The organism is Paraburkholderia sp. MM6662-R1 (genome assembly GCF_050436245.1).
Taxonomy (GTDB): domain Bacteria; phylum Pseudomonadota; class Gammaproteobacteria; order Burkholderiales; family Burkholderiaceae; genus Paraburkholderia; species Paraburkholderia tuberum.
Genome location: NZ_JBNDLV010000004.1, coordinates 2791991 through 2807390 on the forward strand (window position 1 = coordinate 2791991; position 15400 = coordinate 2807390).

Consider the following 15400-nt stretch of genomic DNA (forward strand, 5'->3'; position numbering starts at 1 on the left):
CGTGCCGAACGCTGAACGATGACGACCCTGCCCGCCTACGAGCCGCCCGTCGACGAAACCGAGCTGCTGTTGAAATGGATTCGCCGCGCGCGCGAATCGCAGATGAGCCATTACGACATGGCGGATCTGCTGTCGGCGCGCGAGCGCCGCATGGGCTGGCTCGTGACCGCGCTGACCGCGTTCGTCGGCACGGCGGTGTTCGCGTCGTTGAGCGCGCCGCCGGTGTCGATCGAGATGCGGATAGTCGTTGGGCTCGTCAGCGTGGCGGCGGCGCTGTCGGCCGCGTTGCAGACGTTCCTGCGCTATGCGGAGCGTGCCGAGAAGCATCGCGCGGCCGGTGCGCGCTACGGCGCGGTGCGTCGGCGGCTCGAAGCGGTGTTTGTTGGCGACCCCGATGCGCGCGAAGCGCACTACCTCACCGGGATCCGTACCGAACTCGACCGTCTCGCCGAAGACTCGCCGAACGTGCCGCCGCGGATCTTCTATCGCACTCAGCGCACGTTGCTGGCGGACAGGCCGCGTCGGCGTGATGCGTGAAACAGGCGGCGGGGCGCGCCTTCGCCTTCGCCTTCGCTTTCGTTTCCGTTTCAGATCACAGATCGTCCGCGCTGATGCCCAGCTCGGTCGCCATGCGCCGCACGACGGCCTGCAGACGGCTGACTTCATCGGCGAGACGCTTCTGCTCGGCCTTCAGCGCCTCGAATGCCGACAGCGGCACGCTGTCGTCCTCGGCGAGCGCGGACTGCGCGGCTTCGGTGATGCTGAGCTCGCCGCACAACAGATGCATCCAGCGATTCTCACGCTCGCCCGCCATGCGCGGCAGCCGGACGACGCGAGGCGGATCGTTCGCGGCCAGCTCGTCGAGGAACGCCTCGACTGACGAAATATCGGCGAAGCCATGCAGCCGCGCGCTGTTCAGGCGCAATTCGGCGGCCGTTTGCGCGCCGCGCAGCAGCAGCGTGGTCAGCAGCGCGATCGACTGTCCCGGCAGCCCGAGCACGCGGTTCATGTTGTGCTCGAAGCGCGGCACGCGGCTGCTGCTGCCCTCGAACACGAGGCTCAGGCGTTTCAGGCCGTCGACGGCGGTCAGCACCTCGGCCTCGGTCGCGCTCATCACCGGCGCGCGGCCGGTCTTCTGATTGCAGCCGAGCGTCAGCGCGTTCAGCGACAACGGATAACTGTCGGGTACCGTGTGCTGTTTTTCGACGAGCACGCCGAGAACACGTCCTTCGAGCGCAGTCAGCGCGCGCAGCGAGGGTCGGGAAGGAGCGTCGGGAGTCGAATTCATGGGATTGCGAGGTCTCGTGGAAGATGCGCGCGCCGTTCGCGGCTGGACGGCGCGTTCTGTCAGGTGGGCACTATGATAAACGCGGCGAGCCCGGCGCGGCGAGCGAATCTACGCTGCCGGCGAAGCGCGCACGCCGGCAAAACCCGCCACATCTGCTAGTGTGAGTTGATCGACATTCTGTTTCGCGGAGACGCCATGCGGTCCACAAGCTCGAGATCGAGCGAATCTGCCCGCCTGACCGACGCGCAGATCGCCGCCGAAGCAGCGCGCCGTCTCGCGTGGGATTCGGCCGTGCCGCCGGGTGCCGTGCGCGTGAAGGTCGCGCGGGGGCGCATCACGCTGTCGGGCGAGCTTCAGCGCGAAGCACAGCGCGCCGCGATGCTCGAAGACGTCACGCGTCTGTTCGGCGTCACCTCAGTCGCGGACCGGACCGTCGTCCGCCAGGGCTGACCTCAGTCAGGCGGGTCAGCTCCCGCCCGCTTGCAGCCGCGCCTTCGAGCAACAGTGTTTCGTCGTGGGCCGAGTGGGCGAACAGCCCGAACTTCAGCGATGACGACCCGCTGTTCAGCACGAGGATCGTCCGTTCCTGATCGTGGTCGTGCATGGGCGCCTCCTCGCTCAGCCTTTCCACGTCCAGTTGCGGATTTCCTCCTTGTCGATCCCTTCCTCGTGTGCATACGCGAGATGCTCGATGATCTGCCCGCGCAGCCACTCCTTCGTATGATCGCCGACGCCGCGCAGCGACGGCACGCGATCGATCGCATCGATCGCCAGCGTGAAGCGGTCGACGCCGTTGATGATCGCGAGTTCGAGCGGGGTATTGATGTTGCCCTTCTCGTTATAGCCATGCACGTGCATGTTTCCGTGATTCTGACGGTTGTACGTGAGCTTGTGCACGAGCGCCGCATACGAGTGGAAGTTGAAGATCACCGGCTTGCTGGTCGTAAACAGCGAATCGAAATCGCGGTCGGACAGTCCATGCGGATGCGCATGCTCGGGCATCAGGCGGAACAGATCGACCACGTTGACGAAGCGGATCTTCAGCGTCGGGCAGCGCTCCTTCAGGATCTGCACGGCGGCGAGCGCTTCCATCGTCGCGATGTCGCCCGCGCACGCGATCACGACGTCCGGCTCGACGCCCTGATCGGTCGACGCCCAGTCCCAGATGCCGATGCCCTTGGTGCAATGCGTGACGGCCGCGTCCATGTCGAGATAGTCCAGGTGCGGCTGCTTGTCGGACACGATCACGTTCACGTAGTCGCGCGAGCGCAGGCAGTGATCGGCAACGCTCAGCAGACAGTTCGCGTCGGGCGGCAGATAGATGCGCACGACGTCCGGGCTCTTGTTGGTGACCACGTCGAGAAAACCGGGGTCCTGGTGCGTGAAACCGTTGTGATCCTGGCGCCACACGATCGACGTGATCAGCAGATTGAGCGACGGCACCGGCTGCCGCCAGCCGAGCTCGCGCTTGGCTTTTTCGAGCCACTTCGCGTGCTGGTTGAACATCGAGTCGATCACGTGCACGAACGCTTCGTAGGTCGCGAAGAGTCCGTGACGGCCGGTCAGCGCATAGCCTTCCAACCAGCCTTCGAGCGTGTGCTCGCTGAGCATTTCCATCACGCGGCCATCGGGCGACAGTTCGCCGCCGTCGGCGTCGCCCGGTTCGAGCGCGGCGAGCCAGGTCTTGCCCGACGCTTCATAGACTGCGTGCAGCTTGTTGCTCGAAGTTTCGTCGGGACCGAACAGCCGGAAGTTCGACATGTTGTTGCGCATCACGTCGCGCAGGAACGTGCCGAGCACCGCGGTCGGCGACGTATACGCCGCCGCCGGTTTCTTCACGGCCACCGCGTAGTCGCGGAACGGCGGCATGTCGAGCATCTTGCACAACAGTCCGCCGTTCGCGTGCGGATTCGCGCTGATGCGGCGCGCGCCCTCGGGCGCGAGCGCGCGCAGTTCTTCGACGAGCCGGCCGTTCGCATCGAACAGCGTTTCGGGACCGTAGCTGCGCAGCCAATCCTCGACGATCTGCAGACTCTTGCGATTGCTCACCGCATCGGCCACCGGCACCTGATGCGAGCGCCACGAGCCTTCCACCTTGTGACCGTCGACTTCCTTTGGCCCGGTCCAGCCCTTCGGCGAGCGCAGCACGATCATCGGCCAGCGCGGCCGCGTCGTGTCGTTGTTCTGCCGCGCATGCTGCTGGATCGCGCGAATTTCGCCGATGCATTGTTCGAGCGTCGCGGCCATCTGCTGATGCATCGTGTCGGGATCGTCGCCTTCGACGAAATACGGCTTGTGCCCGTAGCCGACCATCAATGCTTCGAGCTCCTCACGCGGAATGCGCGCGAGCAGCGTCGGGTTGGCGATCTTGTAGCCGTTCAGATGCAGCACCGGCAGCACCGCGCCGTCGCGGATCGGGTTCAGGAATTTGTTCGAATGCCACGACGTGGCGAGCGGGCCGGTTTCCGCTTCGCCGTCGCCGATCATCACGGTGACGATCAGCTCGGGGTTGTCGAACGCGGCGCCGTAGCCGTGCGACAGGCTGTAGCCGAGTTCGCCCCCTTCGTGAATCGAGCCCGGCGTTTCGGGCGTGCAATGCGAACCGATGCCGCCCGGGAACGAGAATTGCCGGAAAAAGCGCCGCATACCGGCTTCGTCCTCGCTGCGGTCCGGATAAATTTCCGAGTAGTGGCCTTCCAGGTAGCAGTTCGCGAGGCTCGCGGGGGCGCCGTGACCGGGGCCGGACAGAAAGATCACGTCGAGATCGTGTTTGCGGATCAGCCGGTTCAGATGCACGAGCACGAAGCTCTGACCGGCGTCGGAGCCCCAGTGGCCGAGCAGCCGGTTCTTGATGTGCTCGGGCTTCAGCGGTTTGCGCAGCAACGGGTTGTCGCGCAGATAGATCATGCCGACCGACAGGTAATTGCATGCGCGCCAGTAGCGATCGAGGTTGCGCAGCGTATCGGGGTCCAGAACTTGCGATGGGGTGGGATGCGAGGTTGCTTCGGCCATGGCGTCACTCCTCGAAAAGAACTGTCAGGCTGGTTGGCGGATGATGCGGCGCACTCGAAACGAAGCCGGGCGGTGCGAGTCGAATGTACTAAGCTGCTCAAACGGGGGCGAATGCTTTCCACCCCTCCCAGTATGTCGCGCTGAATGTGGCATTCGTGGTGCAACTCCTTGCGCTGTCTGCTTTCTTTTCGTGATTTTCTGCCCCAGGTCAATCGCCGCCATGTCGACATCTCCCAGTGCGCTCAAAGTGCTCGTGGTCCTGGTCCTTACGCTCGTGTTCACATTCCTGGCTGTCGCCATACCGATCGGCATATTCGGGCTGCTGGTCAAGCTGTTCAGCCACGTCTAGCACAGCGGCGCGGCTGCCAGCGTGCGAACGCGAGCGCCACGGAATGTGTATGCTCGCTGAAAGACCGGGCGCGGCATTGGCAATGCGCCGCTCATTCATCGCAAGGAGAGTGCCTTGACCGACCACACCGACAACCCGCCCGCATCGCAACCCGATCCCGAATTGCAGGCGCTCGCGCGCGAAGTCTTCGACCTCGCGCGGCGCGGCGATGCGACGATGCTCGCGGCCGTCATCGAGAAAGGCGTGCCGCCGAATTTGCGCAACGAGCGCGGCGACAGCCTGCTGATGCTCGCGAGCTACCACGGCCACGCCGACGCGGTGCGCACGCTGCTCGACCGGGGCGCCGATGCGAACCTGCGCAACGACGCGGGCCAGACGCCGATCGCCGGCGCCGCGTTCAAGGGCTTCGACAAGGTGATCGAAACCTTGCTCGCGCATGGCGCCGACGTCGAAGGCGCATCCCCGATGGCCGTACCGCGCTGATGATCGCGGCGATGTTCAACCGCACCGCGATCGTCGATCTGCTGCTCGCGCACGGCGCGGACCCGCATGCGCGCGACGCGAACGGCGTCAGCGCGGCCGATGCCGCCGCACGGATGGGCGCGGCCGATACCCAGGCGCGCCTGAAAGCGCTGGGCGCGTGAGCCCGCGATGTCACCCATGAAACGGCGCCCGCACCACGCGCGCGGCGCCGCCTAGTTGCCCTTCGCGCTACGCAACAGCGTGTCCACGTCGAGCTCCGCCAACTCGCCGATCCGCCCGACCGTCACGTCCGCGGGCGGATTGCTCGCGATCTGCTTCGCATCGAACGCATAGTGTCCCTGGCGCGGAAACACGGTGGTCAGCTCCGCGCCCCATGCCTTCTTCATCGCGCTCAGAATTCGCAGCTTGTCGTCGACCATCACGTAATGGCGCGCCGGATAGCATTCCATCACCTGGTCGAGCATCAGCTCCTTGTGGATGTAGATCAGCACGCGCCCGTCGACTTCGTCCCACAGGCCCGAGCGCGAAATCTTGCGCGGCTGGAACACGACGTCGCCATCCGACAGGATCACCGTCGGACCGTGCTTGCCGAGATGCCGCAGCGCGTCGAGCGCACCCGGATAGAGCCGGTTCGCAAACGGATACTCGATCAGGAACGACGACATCAACAGCAGGCGCGTGTCGCGTGGATGTTCGGTCCGGTAGCGCTGCAGCGCGCCGAGGTAGTCGGCGTAACCGAGTTCGGTGCGCAGGTTTTCGAAGATTTCCCAATAGCGCGCACTGTTCTCTTCGCCGAACTGGCCCATCATGTGCGCGCGCAGATCCTGCAGCACGTGATCGTTGTCGAGCAGCGTGTTGTCGCAATCGAACAGAAACACGACGTCGTGCGGCGTGGCGGAGCTGACTGGCATCGGGGTTCCTTGTGGCAAGTTCGGCGGGACGGTTCGGCGTGATAGCGCACGCGTGGATGGCCTCGGCTACTTCAGCCCGCCGTCCGGCGCAACGGGCTTTTCCGCGTGGCCGCCGAAATCGTGCCGCATCGCCGACAGCACGCGATTCGCGAAATCGGCTTCTCCGCGTGAACTGAAGCGCGCGAACAGCGCCGCGCTGAGCACCGGTGTCGGCACACCTTCGTCGATGGCCGCCGTGACGGTCCAGCGCCCCTCGCCCGAATCCGATACGCGGCCCGCGTAGCCTTTCAGTTCGGTGTCGCTGGCGAGCGAGCCGGCGATCAGGTCGAGCAGCCACGAGCCGATCACGCTGCCGCGCCGCCAGACCTCGGCGATATCCGCGAGATTCAGATCGTACTGATACAGCTCGGGACGGCGCAGCGGCGAGGTCTCCGCATCGGCCTCGCGCGCGTGCCGGCCGGCGTCGGCGTGGCGCAGCACGTTCAGACCCTCGGCGTAGGCGGCCATCAGCCCATACTCGATGCCGTTATGAACCATCTTGACGAAATGCCCCGCGCCTTGCGGGCCGCAATGCAGAAAGCCCTGCTCAGCGGTGCTCGCGCCCGCCGCGCGGCCCGGTGTCGCGCTCTGCGTGCCCGCGCCGGGCGCCAACGTCGAGAAGATCGGTTCGAGCCGTTTGACGACCTCAGCCTCGCCGCCGATCATCAGGCAGTAGCCGCGCTCGCGCCCCGCGACGCCGCCGCTCGTGCCGACGTCCACGTAGTGAAGCTGGCGCGCGCCGAGTTGCTGGCCGCGGCGGATGTCGTCGTGGTAGTAGGAGTTGCCGCCGTCGATCACGACATCGCCCGGCTCGAGCAGCGGCACGAGCTTGTCGAGCGTCGCGTCGACCACGGCGGCGGGCACCATCAGCCACACGGCGCGCGGCTTGTCGAGCTTCGCGACGAGGTCTTCGAGCGAGCTCGCGCCGGCCACGCCTTCCTGCTTCAGCCTGTCGACCGCCGCCGGCTGCACGTCGTAGACGATGCACTGCTGAGCTCCCCTGGTCAGGCGCCGCACCATGTCGGCGCCCATTCGTCCCAATCCAATCATGCCTAGCTGCATGGTTCGCTCCTAAAGATGCTGCGTTGCGCTGCCCGATTTTCCGGTCATCGTGTTGCGGCGGCGTGGCTGCCCTTAAGCATAGGCGCTGTGTCGCGAGCTACGCCGCATGTACCGAAGCAAGCCGCACTTTTTTGCAGAGGCGCAGCGCGGCTCAAAGTTCCACGCAACTGGAGGCGCGCCGCATCCGCACGAAAGCGAACGCGGCGGGCTCACGTGTCATTCGCTACGCTCGGGCACGCGGCTGCCGCGGCGGGCGGCCAGCTTCGCGTATTGCTCGGCCGCGACGCGCTTGACCGCGCGCCACATCAGCGGATAGCGATAGCCGGGCACCGCGAACAGCACCAGCGCGCCCAGCGCCAGCAGTCCGCAGAACAGGAACGTGCCGCGATAGCTGAACGCCTGCACGAGCAGCCCCGACAGCACGCCCGACAGGATCGAGCCGACCCGCGCCGCATTGAAGAACAGCGCGGTCGCACGCCCGGGCGAATGCGGCATCAGATCCTGCACGTAGGTCATGCCGAGGCACGAGGTCACGGCGACCACGAACGCGTTCAGCATCTGCATCGGGATCAGCACGCTGACGTTGCCGGCCAGCGACATCGCGACGAAGTACACCGCATGCACGGCCGCGCACGCGGCAAGCCAGTTCGGCTTGTGCAGCGACGACGACTTCGCGCCGAGCGCGAGCATCATCGGGATCTCGGTCAGCGCGCCGAGACCGAGCATCACCGACACGTCGAGATGCGTGCCGTTGAGCCCGTGCACGATGTACAGCGGCAGTACGATCATCGTCGCGTTCGCGGCGAGGCCGAGCAAGGTCAGCGCGGTCACCGAGCGCAGGATGTCGTTCGCCGACGCGACCGGCAGTGTTTCGTGCGCGTCCTCGCCGGGCTGCCTCAGCGGCGGCACCGTGATCGACGCGGACGGCTCCGACGCGGTGTCCTCGACCGTGTGATCGCCGAGATGGCTCTGCGGCTCCTGCATGCGCCAGACGATGAAGCCACAGGTCGCGAAGCTGGCGGCCGCGAACAGGAAGAGTCCGGTGAAGCTCGTCGCGGCGAGCACCAGCGCGCCGACCGCCGGCCCGAACACCCATGCGGCCGAGAGGATCGTACGCAGCGTCGCGCTCGCGAACACGCGCTCGGCAGGGTCGGGCACCGGCAGCGCCGCGCGGCTGAACGAGAACACCATCGAAATCGCCGAACCGCCCGCGCCGATGAACACGATGCCGACCACGAGCAGCAGCCGGTAATCGCGCACCACGCACAGACACAGGTAGCCGAGCGCGGCTGCGATGAGCGCCGCCAGCAATAACGGTCGATGCCGCCCGCTCCGGTCGCTCCAGCGCCCCGCTACCGTGCTTGCGAGCACGCCGCTCGCGGCGATCAGCGTCATGAATACGCCGAGCCGGAACGGCGTCATGCCGGCGCGTTCGATGCCGAACAGAGACAGATACGGTGCGGTGAAGGACATCGCCACACCGAGCATCAGGGTGGCGGCGGCGAGCGGCTTGAAGCCAGGAATGCGAAGCAGGTCGAAAAAACGCGCAGTTTTCAACACGGGGACGGTGGGTCAGGTGGAGCGGGCCTCGATACGCAGCGAAGCGCTCGAAGGCACGTTAGGCGTCGCAGGCAGGGGGCCGGAACGACCGAGGCATTATCGACCTGGAGCGCGGCTCGCGTAAACCCGCTAATAGCTGTCCCAAATCCGTGAGGCGTGCGCGGATGCATCCGGCGACTCGCGCCGTGCCGTGCCGATGCGTGCCGTTAGCGGCACGCTGCTGGCACGCTCAACGCTACTTGCCCTCAGTTGCGCGCATTTGCTGCGCCAGCGCCTTGTAGTCGTAGGTCGGGTCGAACTCGGTGTGATAGTTGTTCAAAAGCACCAGTTAATTGTCAGGTTCCCGATGCATTGAGTTTGCGTGCGGGAGAATGGAAAACCACATGAATATCGACGGGCTTCTCGTCATTGGTCGTAATCCGTGCGTAACCGTTGCTATCGGTCCTGCCGGCCTGTCTGACACCATCAACGTTCGCGATGAATTCACGGCCAGATAAAGGCTCATCGGTTACGCTGTCGACGATGGCGAACCAGCGCGTATGCGTTGGCTCGACAAGCGGTGCTGGCGGGGTGGAGTGCTTCTGAGTGCTCGTTGCTTTAAGCTGTGCGTCGTCAGTGATCGACCATCGCGTTCCGTGAATCGCAATGATGCGCGGCGGGGTCGAGCAGTTGCAGTGAATCGCATCTCCACCGACAGCCTGGCGGCGAGCCCCCCCGGCCAGATCAATCATGCGGCGATTCTCACTGATCCCCGCGCCGCCGACGATGACCCCCTCTGCTTTGGCATGCACCACACCAGGCGCTATCGCCAATGTAGACCACACTTCGGGTTTTGCCGTCATCCCCTTTTACCGTGGCGGCGCGATGGCCTTCGCGCGCAATAACGTGACTGTCCTCGTGACTCGTCAGCGGATCTCCGTCCACAGCCGCATAAAAAATTCCCATGTAATCTCCTGCGCTATTTCGCCCTCAGATGAGTCGAGTGCAACCGAAAAAAGCTTGTGCTCGATCACCTATAGAAAAGCTTTGAATTCGGTTACAGATTTTCTCGAAGAATCTGCGCCCTACAAGCCTCAAGGGACTTTGAGTCATTGAAAGTCAGACCGTATGCATATTTGCAAAAATCGGAAAGCTCTCTGCGAGTATTGGTTGATAGTTCATCCACGGAAGGGGCATCGCCTTCATTTGCAAATGGGTTGACAAATTCCCGTCTTAAAGTTGGAAATTTCTTTAAAAAATAGATCTCATGCTCATTATGATCGACATATGAATTGTAATATCCTACAAATACATTGAAGATGAGTATCCCCAATCCAAAAATCATAACGAAAACACCCACAAAAACTTTCTTTTTCATGGCAGATCACTCCCGGGCACAGATAGCGATAATCTCGAACGCAGCAATTTCACAACATCCATTCCAAGCTTGCCAGGACAGGCCCGTCCCGTATTCGTTGCCAATCTTTGATATTCCCTGTGTCCACCCAGTCTTGAAATATTAAAAAAATCTTTTAAGACGCCACACAAAGCTGTGGCAGCTTGAATCTGAGTCGGGGTTGGCTTATCATGCCCTGAAATAGTCTGGTCGGTTAGAATCCCGCGAATATTTTTGAGCTTATCAAATATCGATAGGTTGCGGTATTCCTGTTCATAGGCCTCACCTGCCTCAACCAAATCGGATAGAAACACAATACCGATTTTTCCCGAATTGCTTGCAGCCACATGCTCACCAACAAACCGAATATCGCGGGCCTCATATATCTCGCCCTGACATGAAACCGCGTAGTGGTATCCTGCATCGCCAAAAGGCGGGCTTCTGCGCATGTCCTCCGCCTGTAAGCGCTGCATTTCTTCAATAGAAGGTGCGCCACAAGAATAGCTGCGGCCCGCGTGGTGTATCACAATATCCTGATAGTCCCAATGACTTTCGCGCATCGCGCCACTCGGGGGCTTTGCGTGCCACGCTGAACGCTCAATCAGCCTGTAGCCTTTTCGCGCAAGCATATTGATAATCGCCTGCCGGGTGGCGGCGCGGTCATCGACCGATATTGCAATGGCGTTTTGCTTGCTGTCATGTTTTTCTGTAGTTGAGGAGGTCCAGTAGTTGCTGCTGTTATAATCAGCCATTATTAGGTTTCTGAGGCATTAAGTTTGCGTGCATGAGGGATGCGTGGGGATCACGCTAGCACGGAAGGAAATTCTGACGCAATCAAACGGATTCTGGTTTTTGTTAGCAATGGTCAATTATCCGGGTGCATAGCGATGTCTAGCGTTGCTGCCCGCTCGGCGTAATCCGTTGTTAGGGCAGACAACCAGACAGCAGCGCGAGTCGTTCGCGACGGTAGGATAAGCAAGTGCCAACAGTCGCTTTCGTCGTCATCGTTCAAGCCGCAGGGTCATGCGTTCGGCGGGACGGTCAATCGAGCGACGAGCCTGAATGTGTCCGTGGGCCGCACATTCGCAATGCTCGGCCAGTTGCCGCAGCGTGAGGGCAAGGCCGGCGTGTCGAAAGCCGATCAGCGGAAAGACCTGCGATTGCCGATGCAATGAGCATAAAACGCCTCCATGACGGATTGAACTCAGCTTCGATCACATTCCTGCGCGCAGCAATCCCCGCTCCAGCGCGAACGCATCACACCACGACGTAGCCGCGCTGTTCGAGCGTCCAGCGGTGCCACCGGTTGCCATACGCGCCGCATGCGAAGGCGAACACGATCGACAGCACGAAGCCGATCAGATCGGCCGTCTCGCCCCACAGCCCGATGCCGAGCAGGATCACGTTGATGCCTAGCATCACGAACGCGGCGAACCACATTCTCTTCGACAGCGCCCAGATGAAGCCGAGCAGGCACGCGCCCCAGCTGAAGCCGGTCGCGACCGCGATAGCGTCTTTGTGTTGCGGATGTTGCAGATAGATTCGTGTGTTCATGTTTTGCGAGGTTCTGTGCGATGACGCGGCGCGTCGATCGGTCGAGCACGCGCGCACCGCTTTTTAACATGCCGCGGCGACAACGCGCGCATCGGCAGCATACGGCCGCTGCGCTGACGATCCGCGGCATAGCTGCTACCCTTGGCAGATTACGATCAGCAGCGGAGCACGCATGACCTCGCCGACAGCTTATTCCCCGAAAGGACCGACCCGCGCCGAGTTGGACTCGCTGCCCGGCGTCACCGTCGTCGAATTCGGCACCGACTGGTGCGGCTATTGCCAAAGCGCGCAGGCATCGATCCGCCAGGCGCTCGCGCCGCACACGGGCCTGCGGCATCTGAAGATCGAGGACGGCCCGGGCCGCCCGCTCGGCCGCTCGTTCAAGGTCAAGCTGTGGCCGACGCTCGTACTGATGCGCGACGGCGCCGAGGTCGCGCGCGTGGTGCGGCCACGCAGCGCCGAGGATATCGACGACGCGTTCGCGTCGCTCTGAGATTCGAGCTCCGTCATGCGCCAGGTCATCCATCATCTGAGTGTCCAGGCCCGCGGCCGCGGCCTCGTCGAATTTACCGACGACGCGCGCCGCTTCGTCGACGACACGGACATCCGTACCGGTCTGCTGACGCTGTTTTGCCGGCACACGTCGGCGTCGCTGCTGATTCAGGAGAATGCCGATCCGTCCGTGCGGCGAGATCTGCAGCGCTACTTCGAGACCCTCGCGCCCGAGGACGACACGCGCTACGAGCACGACACCGAAGGCCCCGACGACATGCCCGCGCATCTGCGCACGGCGCTCACCCAGGTGCAGTTGTGCGTGCCCGTCGAGCATGGAAGGATGGTGCTCGGCACATGGCAGGGGCTGTATCTGTTCGAACATCGGCGTCACCCGCAGCCGCGCGATATCGTGTTGCATCTGCTCGGCGAATGAAGTCCGCTTTCGCACCCACTCGTCACGCAAAGGAAACTGTCACCGGCACTTCTTTGCACACCGCATCGAACGGAGCCTACCCAAGGGAGCACACCTCATGGACACCCGTAGCGAGCTGCAAGCCACCGTCAAGGCGATGGTTCAACCGGGCAAGGGTCTTCTCGCCGCCGACGAAAGCGGCCCGACCATCGCCAAACGCTTCAAGACGATCGGCCTCGAATCGACCGAGGAAAACCGTCGCGCGTATCGCAACCTGCTCCTGACGACGCCCGGTCTCGGCGAGTTCGTGAGCGGCGTGATCCTCTACGAAGAAACGCTCGGCCAGAAAGCCGACGACGGCACGCCGTTCCCGCAGGTGGCCGCGGCAAACGGCATCGTGCCCGGCATCAAGGTCGACCTCGGCAAGGTGCCGCTTGCGCTCGCTCCCGGCGACGAGATCACCGAGGGCCTCGACGGTCTCGCCAAACGCTTCGTCGATTACAAACGGCAAGGCGCGCGCTTCGCGAAATGGCGCGCGGTCTACAACATCACGGCGAGCCTGCCGAGCCGGCTCGCGATCGAGGCGAACGCCGATTCGCTCGCGCGCTACGCGGCGATCAGCCAGGAAGCCGGCATCGTGCCGATCGTCGAACCCGAGGTGCTGATGGACGGCGAGCACACGATCGAGCGTTGCGCGGAAGTCACCGAGGCCGTGTTGCACGAGGTGTTTCATGCGCTGCATCGGCATCGCGTGGTGCTCGAACATATCGTGCTGAAGCCGAGCATGGTGCTGGCCGGCTCCGAGCATCAGCAGCAGTCGAGCACGGCGCATATCGCGGCGGCGACCGTGCGCGTGCTGATGCGTACGGTGCCCTCTTCGGTTCCCGGTCTCGTGTTCCTGTCGGGCGGACAGTCGCCCGAGGAGGCCACCGCCAATCTCAGTGCGATGAACCGGCTCGGCGCGCTGCCGTGGAATCTGAGCTTTTCGTACGGGCGCGCGTTGCAGGAGCCGCCGTTGAATGCGTGGCGCGGACAGCCGGCCAACGTGAAGGAAGCGCAGCAGGCGTTGCTCAAGCGCGCGCGTCTGAACGGCGCGGCCGCGCTCGGCAAGTACGACGCGGCGATGGAAAAGGATTGAACCCAGGGATGGAACCCGGGCGCGGGCGCAGGCTATCCGGGAGCTGTGGAAAAGGCTTCTGGATCCCGTCCGCGCATAACATCCTTCACATATCACAGCCGACAGTACGAATTGACGGTCAGCGATTGTTACGGGCTTTGCAGATAATCCAACGCCGAGATTTGCCTTTTCCTGGGGACGTTCGTCACGATAAAGACCAGGGATCAACCTTGCCGCCCTCGATGATAAAGTGCTTCGCATCGGAGGTTGGGTCAAAAAAGCCCCAGTCTTCTTCGTCAGGCGCACTGTTCGGGCTGATGACAAGCCGCAAGCCACCGGACAGTAAAATGTCTGCACCGCCTTCTTCGCTTCCCGATACGCCTTTCACAATGGCAGGGCCCTGTTTGACCAGCAAATCGTCAATGCGCTGAGCCGAACGGTGTGCCTTTTCATCGGGACCGAAAAGATCATCTTGCGTTGCAATCGCACTGCCAGCCTGTTCTATTTTCCAGTTGCATTGGACGTGTAACGACCACTCCCCAACGTGCCTGATCGCACCTTTGAAATTGGCTACCGGTCTTAGGGAGCCAAACTGCATCGTCAGTGTGCCTGCTGCATGATGTACCGCACTTATCGGCAGTCCTTCAACAGCTGACAGGCGGCGCTCAATCTCGTCTCGTGTGTTAATCATTCGGTAATTCCACTGTTTGTTGGCCGCGTTACCACAAGTTGAACATATCTTTGGCGCGTTCCATTATTTCGTGATAACCGAGCCGTTGACCGCCAATTTCCCGATGAAGCTGCTGCGCCTGATTTTTGTTGAGGCCCAAGGCAGTTGCTACATCACGAGTCTGCCTGCCACCGTTCTGCACTTCGTTGTAAAGGGCCTTTGCAACCTCATGGTCGTCCATCCGGCGCATATCGAATCGGTTGTCACTTCGGCCAAGCACGTCGCGCAGCTCGTACGACTGGAGGGACAGCAGCATCGAGGGGGCGTGTTGCAGCCACGCTGCGCGAGCTTCCTCCATGCCTTGCGCGAAGTCGTCGTTTCCCGCGCGGGGTGCGCCGGCTGGCAGGGCAAAATGAAACCAGCGGTCCGCGTCAAACATGCGGGGCGACTCAATGTGAAGGTAGATCGATTTGCGAACGCTCTGCCAGAAGAAATGTCCGTGCCGTCTTTCACGGATGTCGAGGTGAGGAGCGGGAAAAAGTGAAGTCATCGTGCCTCACAGTCAATTGACGAGGCACGATTGTGCAACATGGCACCATCTCATAAAACCCTCCCCCCTTGCCGACAGTGCCGGGCTCTGGCGGGGACTCCGGCGCACAGAAAAACGGCCGGAGCCGACACGCCGGGTCACACCCGACGCGCGACGCCTGCCGCCCTTCTGCCTTGACACGCTGCGCTTACTGCCCCTTCGTATCGCTGCTCGCGTCGGCGCCCGGCGTATTCGTCGAGTCCGTCATGGGCTTCTTCGACTTCGAATGCTTCTTCATGTGATGGTGAGTCGAAGGCGTGGTCTCCCCGGTCGCGCCCGCATCGCCGCCCTCGCGTGTCGAGGTCGCGGCGTTGGTGTTCGGGTCGTTGCCGGCCGGCCCCCCGCCGCCGCCTGCGCCACCGCCGGCGCCGGCGCCTTGGGCCATTGCGAGCGACGAAGCCGCGAGCAAGGTGGAAACGAGCACTGCGTGTCTGATTTTCATGGCGATTCTCCTGGGTGTCGAGAGTGTCGAAAGAAAGTGGGC

18 protein-coding genes and 1 pseudogene are annotated in these 15400 nt (G+C 62.9%); 7 read left to right on the top strand and 12 right to left on the bottom strand.

Going from position 1 to position 15400, the window contains the following annotated elements:
- Window positions 1-18 precede the first annotated feature (18 nt).
- Window positions 19-537 (top strand): SLATT domain-containing protein, encoded by a 519-nt coding sequence (locus OKW39_RS42655; protein WP_429565439.1) that lies wholly within the window; start codon window positions 19-21, stop codon window positions 535-537.
- 55 nt (window positions 538-592) lie between these two features.
- Here the strand turns inward: OKW39_RS42655 and OKW39_RS42660 are convergent, their stop codons facing one another.
- Window positions 593-1288 (bottom strand): YceH family protein, encoded by a 696-nt coding sequence (locus tag OKW39_RS42660; RefSeq protein WP_429565440.1) that lies wholly within the window; start codon window positions 1286-1288, stop codon window positions 593-595.
- 195 nt (window positions 1289-1483) lie between these two features.
- Here OKW39_RS42660 and OKW39_RS42665 point away from each other — a divergent pair, with 195 nt between their 5' ends.
- The gene (locus tag OKW39_RS42665) at window positions 1484-1738 is read left to right on the top strand and encodes a BON domain-containing protein (protein WP_090810537.1); all 255 of its coding nucleotides are present in this window, start codon (window positions 1484-1486) and stop codon (window positions 1736-1738) included.
- A 168-nt stretch (window positions 1739-1906) separates the two neighbouring features.
- Here OKW39_RS42665 and OKW39_RS42670 read toward each other — a convergent pair whose 3' ends face one another.
- A complete protein-coding gene (locus OKW39_RS42670; RefSeq protein WP_429565441.1) occupies window positions 1907-4300 on the bottom strand; it encodes a phosphoketolase family protein in 2394 nt (797 codons plus the stop codon).
- A 220-nt stretch (window positions 4301-4520) separates the two neighbouring features.
- Here OKW39_RS42670 and OKW39_RS42675 point away from each other — a divergent pair, with 220 nt between their 5' ends.
- Window positions 4521-4649 (top strand): hypothetical protein, encoded by a 129-nt coding sequence (locus OKW39_RS42675; protein WP_262419862.1) that lies wholly within the window; start codon window positions 4521-4523, stop codon window positions 4647-4649.
- 114 nt (window positions 4650-4763) lie between these two features.
- Window positions 4764-5293 (top strand): annotated as a pseudogene (locus tag OKW39_RS42680) (ankyrin repeat domain-containing protein).
- Window positions 5294-5344: 51 nt separating this feature from the next.
- On the opposite strand, the gene OKW39_RS42685 reads toward OKW39_RS42680, so the two are convergent.
- From OKW39_RS42685 to OKW39_RS42715, 7 genes are all read right to left on the bottom strand, one after another.
- Window positions 5345-6043, bottom strand: a complete 699-nt coding sequence (locus OKW39_RS42685) for an HAD family hydrolase (protein WP_429565442.1) — start codon at window positions 6041-6043, stop codon at window positions 5345-5347.
- A gap of 66 nt (window positions 6044-6109) precedes the next feature.
- Window positions 6110-7144, bottom strand: coding sequence for a phosphogluconate dehydrogenase (NAD(+)-dependent, decarboxylating) (gene gnd, locus OKW39_RS42690; RefSeq protein ID WP_184060167.1), 1035 nt, complete (start codon window positions 7142-7144; stop codon window positions 6110-6112).
- A gap of 216 nt (window positions 7145-7360) precedes the next feature.
- Window positions 7361-8704 carry a sugar efflux transporter gene (locus OKW39_RS42695; protein ID WP_090809960.1) on the bottom strand — a complete coding sequence of 448 codons (1344 nt, stop codon included), beginning with the start codon at window positions 8702-8704 and terminating at the stop codon, window positions 7361-7363.
- Window positions 8705-9039: 335 nt separating this feature from the next.
- A complete protein-coding gene (locus tag OKW39_RS42700) occupies window positions 9040-9546 on the bottom strand; it encodes a hypothetical protein (protein ID WP_429565443.1) in 507 nt (168 codons plus the stop codon).
- A 194-nt stretch (window positions 9547-9740) separates the two neighbouring features.
- Window positions 9741-10061, bottom strand: coding sequence for a hypothetical protein (locus tag OKW39_RS42705; RefSeq protein ID WP_429565444.1), 321 nt, complete (start codon window positions 10059-10061; stop codon window positions 9741-9743).
- On the bottom strand, window positions 10058-10831 hold the full coding sequence (locus tag OKW39_RS42710; protein WP_429565445.1) for a peptidoglycan recognition protein family protein: 774 nt from the start codon (window positions 10829-10831) through the stop codon (window positions 10058-10060). Before OKW39_RS42710 ends, OKW39_RS42705 begins: the two co-directional genes overlap by 4 nt.
- Before the next feature lie 505 nt (window positions 10832-11336).
- A complete protein-coding gene (locus tag OKW39_RS42715) occupies window positions 11337-11633 on the bottom strand; it encodes a DUF2628 domain-containing protein (RefSeq protein WP_187611384.1) in 297 nt (98 codons plus the stop codon).
- 172 nt (window positions 11634-11805) lie between these two features.
- Here OKW39_RS42715 and OKW39_RS42720 point away from each other — a divergent pair, with 172 nt between their 5' ends.
- The 3 genes from OKW39_RS42720 to OKW39_RS42730 all read left to right on the top strand — a co-directional run bounded on the left by OKW39_RS42720 (window position 11806) and on the right by OKW39_RS42730 (window position 13678).
- Window positions 11806-12126, top strand: coding sequence for a thioredoxin family protein (locus OKW39_RS42720; RefSeq protein ID WP_429565446.1), 321 nt, complete (start codon window positions 11806-11808; stop codon window positions 12124-12126).
- Window positions 12127-12141: 15 nt separating this feature from the next.
- Complete coding sequence (locus OKW39_RS42725) at window positions 12142-12561, top strand: secondary thiamine-phosphate synthase enzyme YjbQ (protein ID WP_184060159.1); 420 nt, start codon at window positions 12142-12144, stop codon at window positions 12559-12561.
- Window positions 12562-12658: 97 nt separating this feature from the next.
- Window positions 12659-13678 carry a class I fructose-bisphosphate aldolase gene (locus tag OKW39_RS42730; RefSeq protein WP_184060157.1) on the top strand — a complete coding sequence of 340 codons (1020 nt, stop codon included), beginning with the start codon at window positions 12659-12661 and terminating at the stop codon, window positions 13676-13678.
- Between the two features lie 184 nt (window positions 13679-13862).
- Here the strand turns inward: OKW39_RS42730 and OKW39_RS42735 are convergent, their stop codons facing one another.
- The 3 genes from OKW39_RS42735 to OKW39_RS42745 all read right to left on the bottom strand — a co-directional run bounded on the left by OKW39_RS42735 (window position 13863) and on the right by OKW39_RS42745 (window position 15358).
- Window positions 13863-14348, bottom strand: coding sequence for a hypothetical protein (locus tag OKW39_RS42735; protein ID WP_429365467.1), 486 nt, complete (start codon window positions 14346-14348; stop codon window positions 13863-13865).
- Between the two features lie 28 nt (window positions 14349-14376).
- A complete protein-coding gene (locus tag OKW39_RS42740) occupies window positions 14377-14877 on the bottom strand; it encodes a hypothetical protein (protein ID WP_429565447.1) in 501 nt (166 codons plus the stop codon).
- A gap of 187 nt (window positions 14878-15064) precedes the next feature.
- Window positions 15065-15358 carry a hypothetical protein gene (locus tag OKW39_RS42745; protein ID WP_090809947.1) on the bottom strand — a complete coding sequence of 98 codons (294 nt, stop codon included), beginning with the start codon at window positions 15356-15358 and terminating at the stop codon, window positions 15065-15067.
- Window positions 15359-15400: the final 42 nt, after the last annotated feature.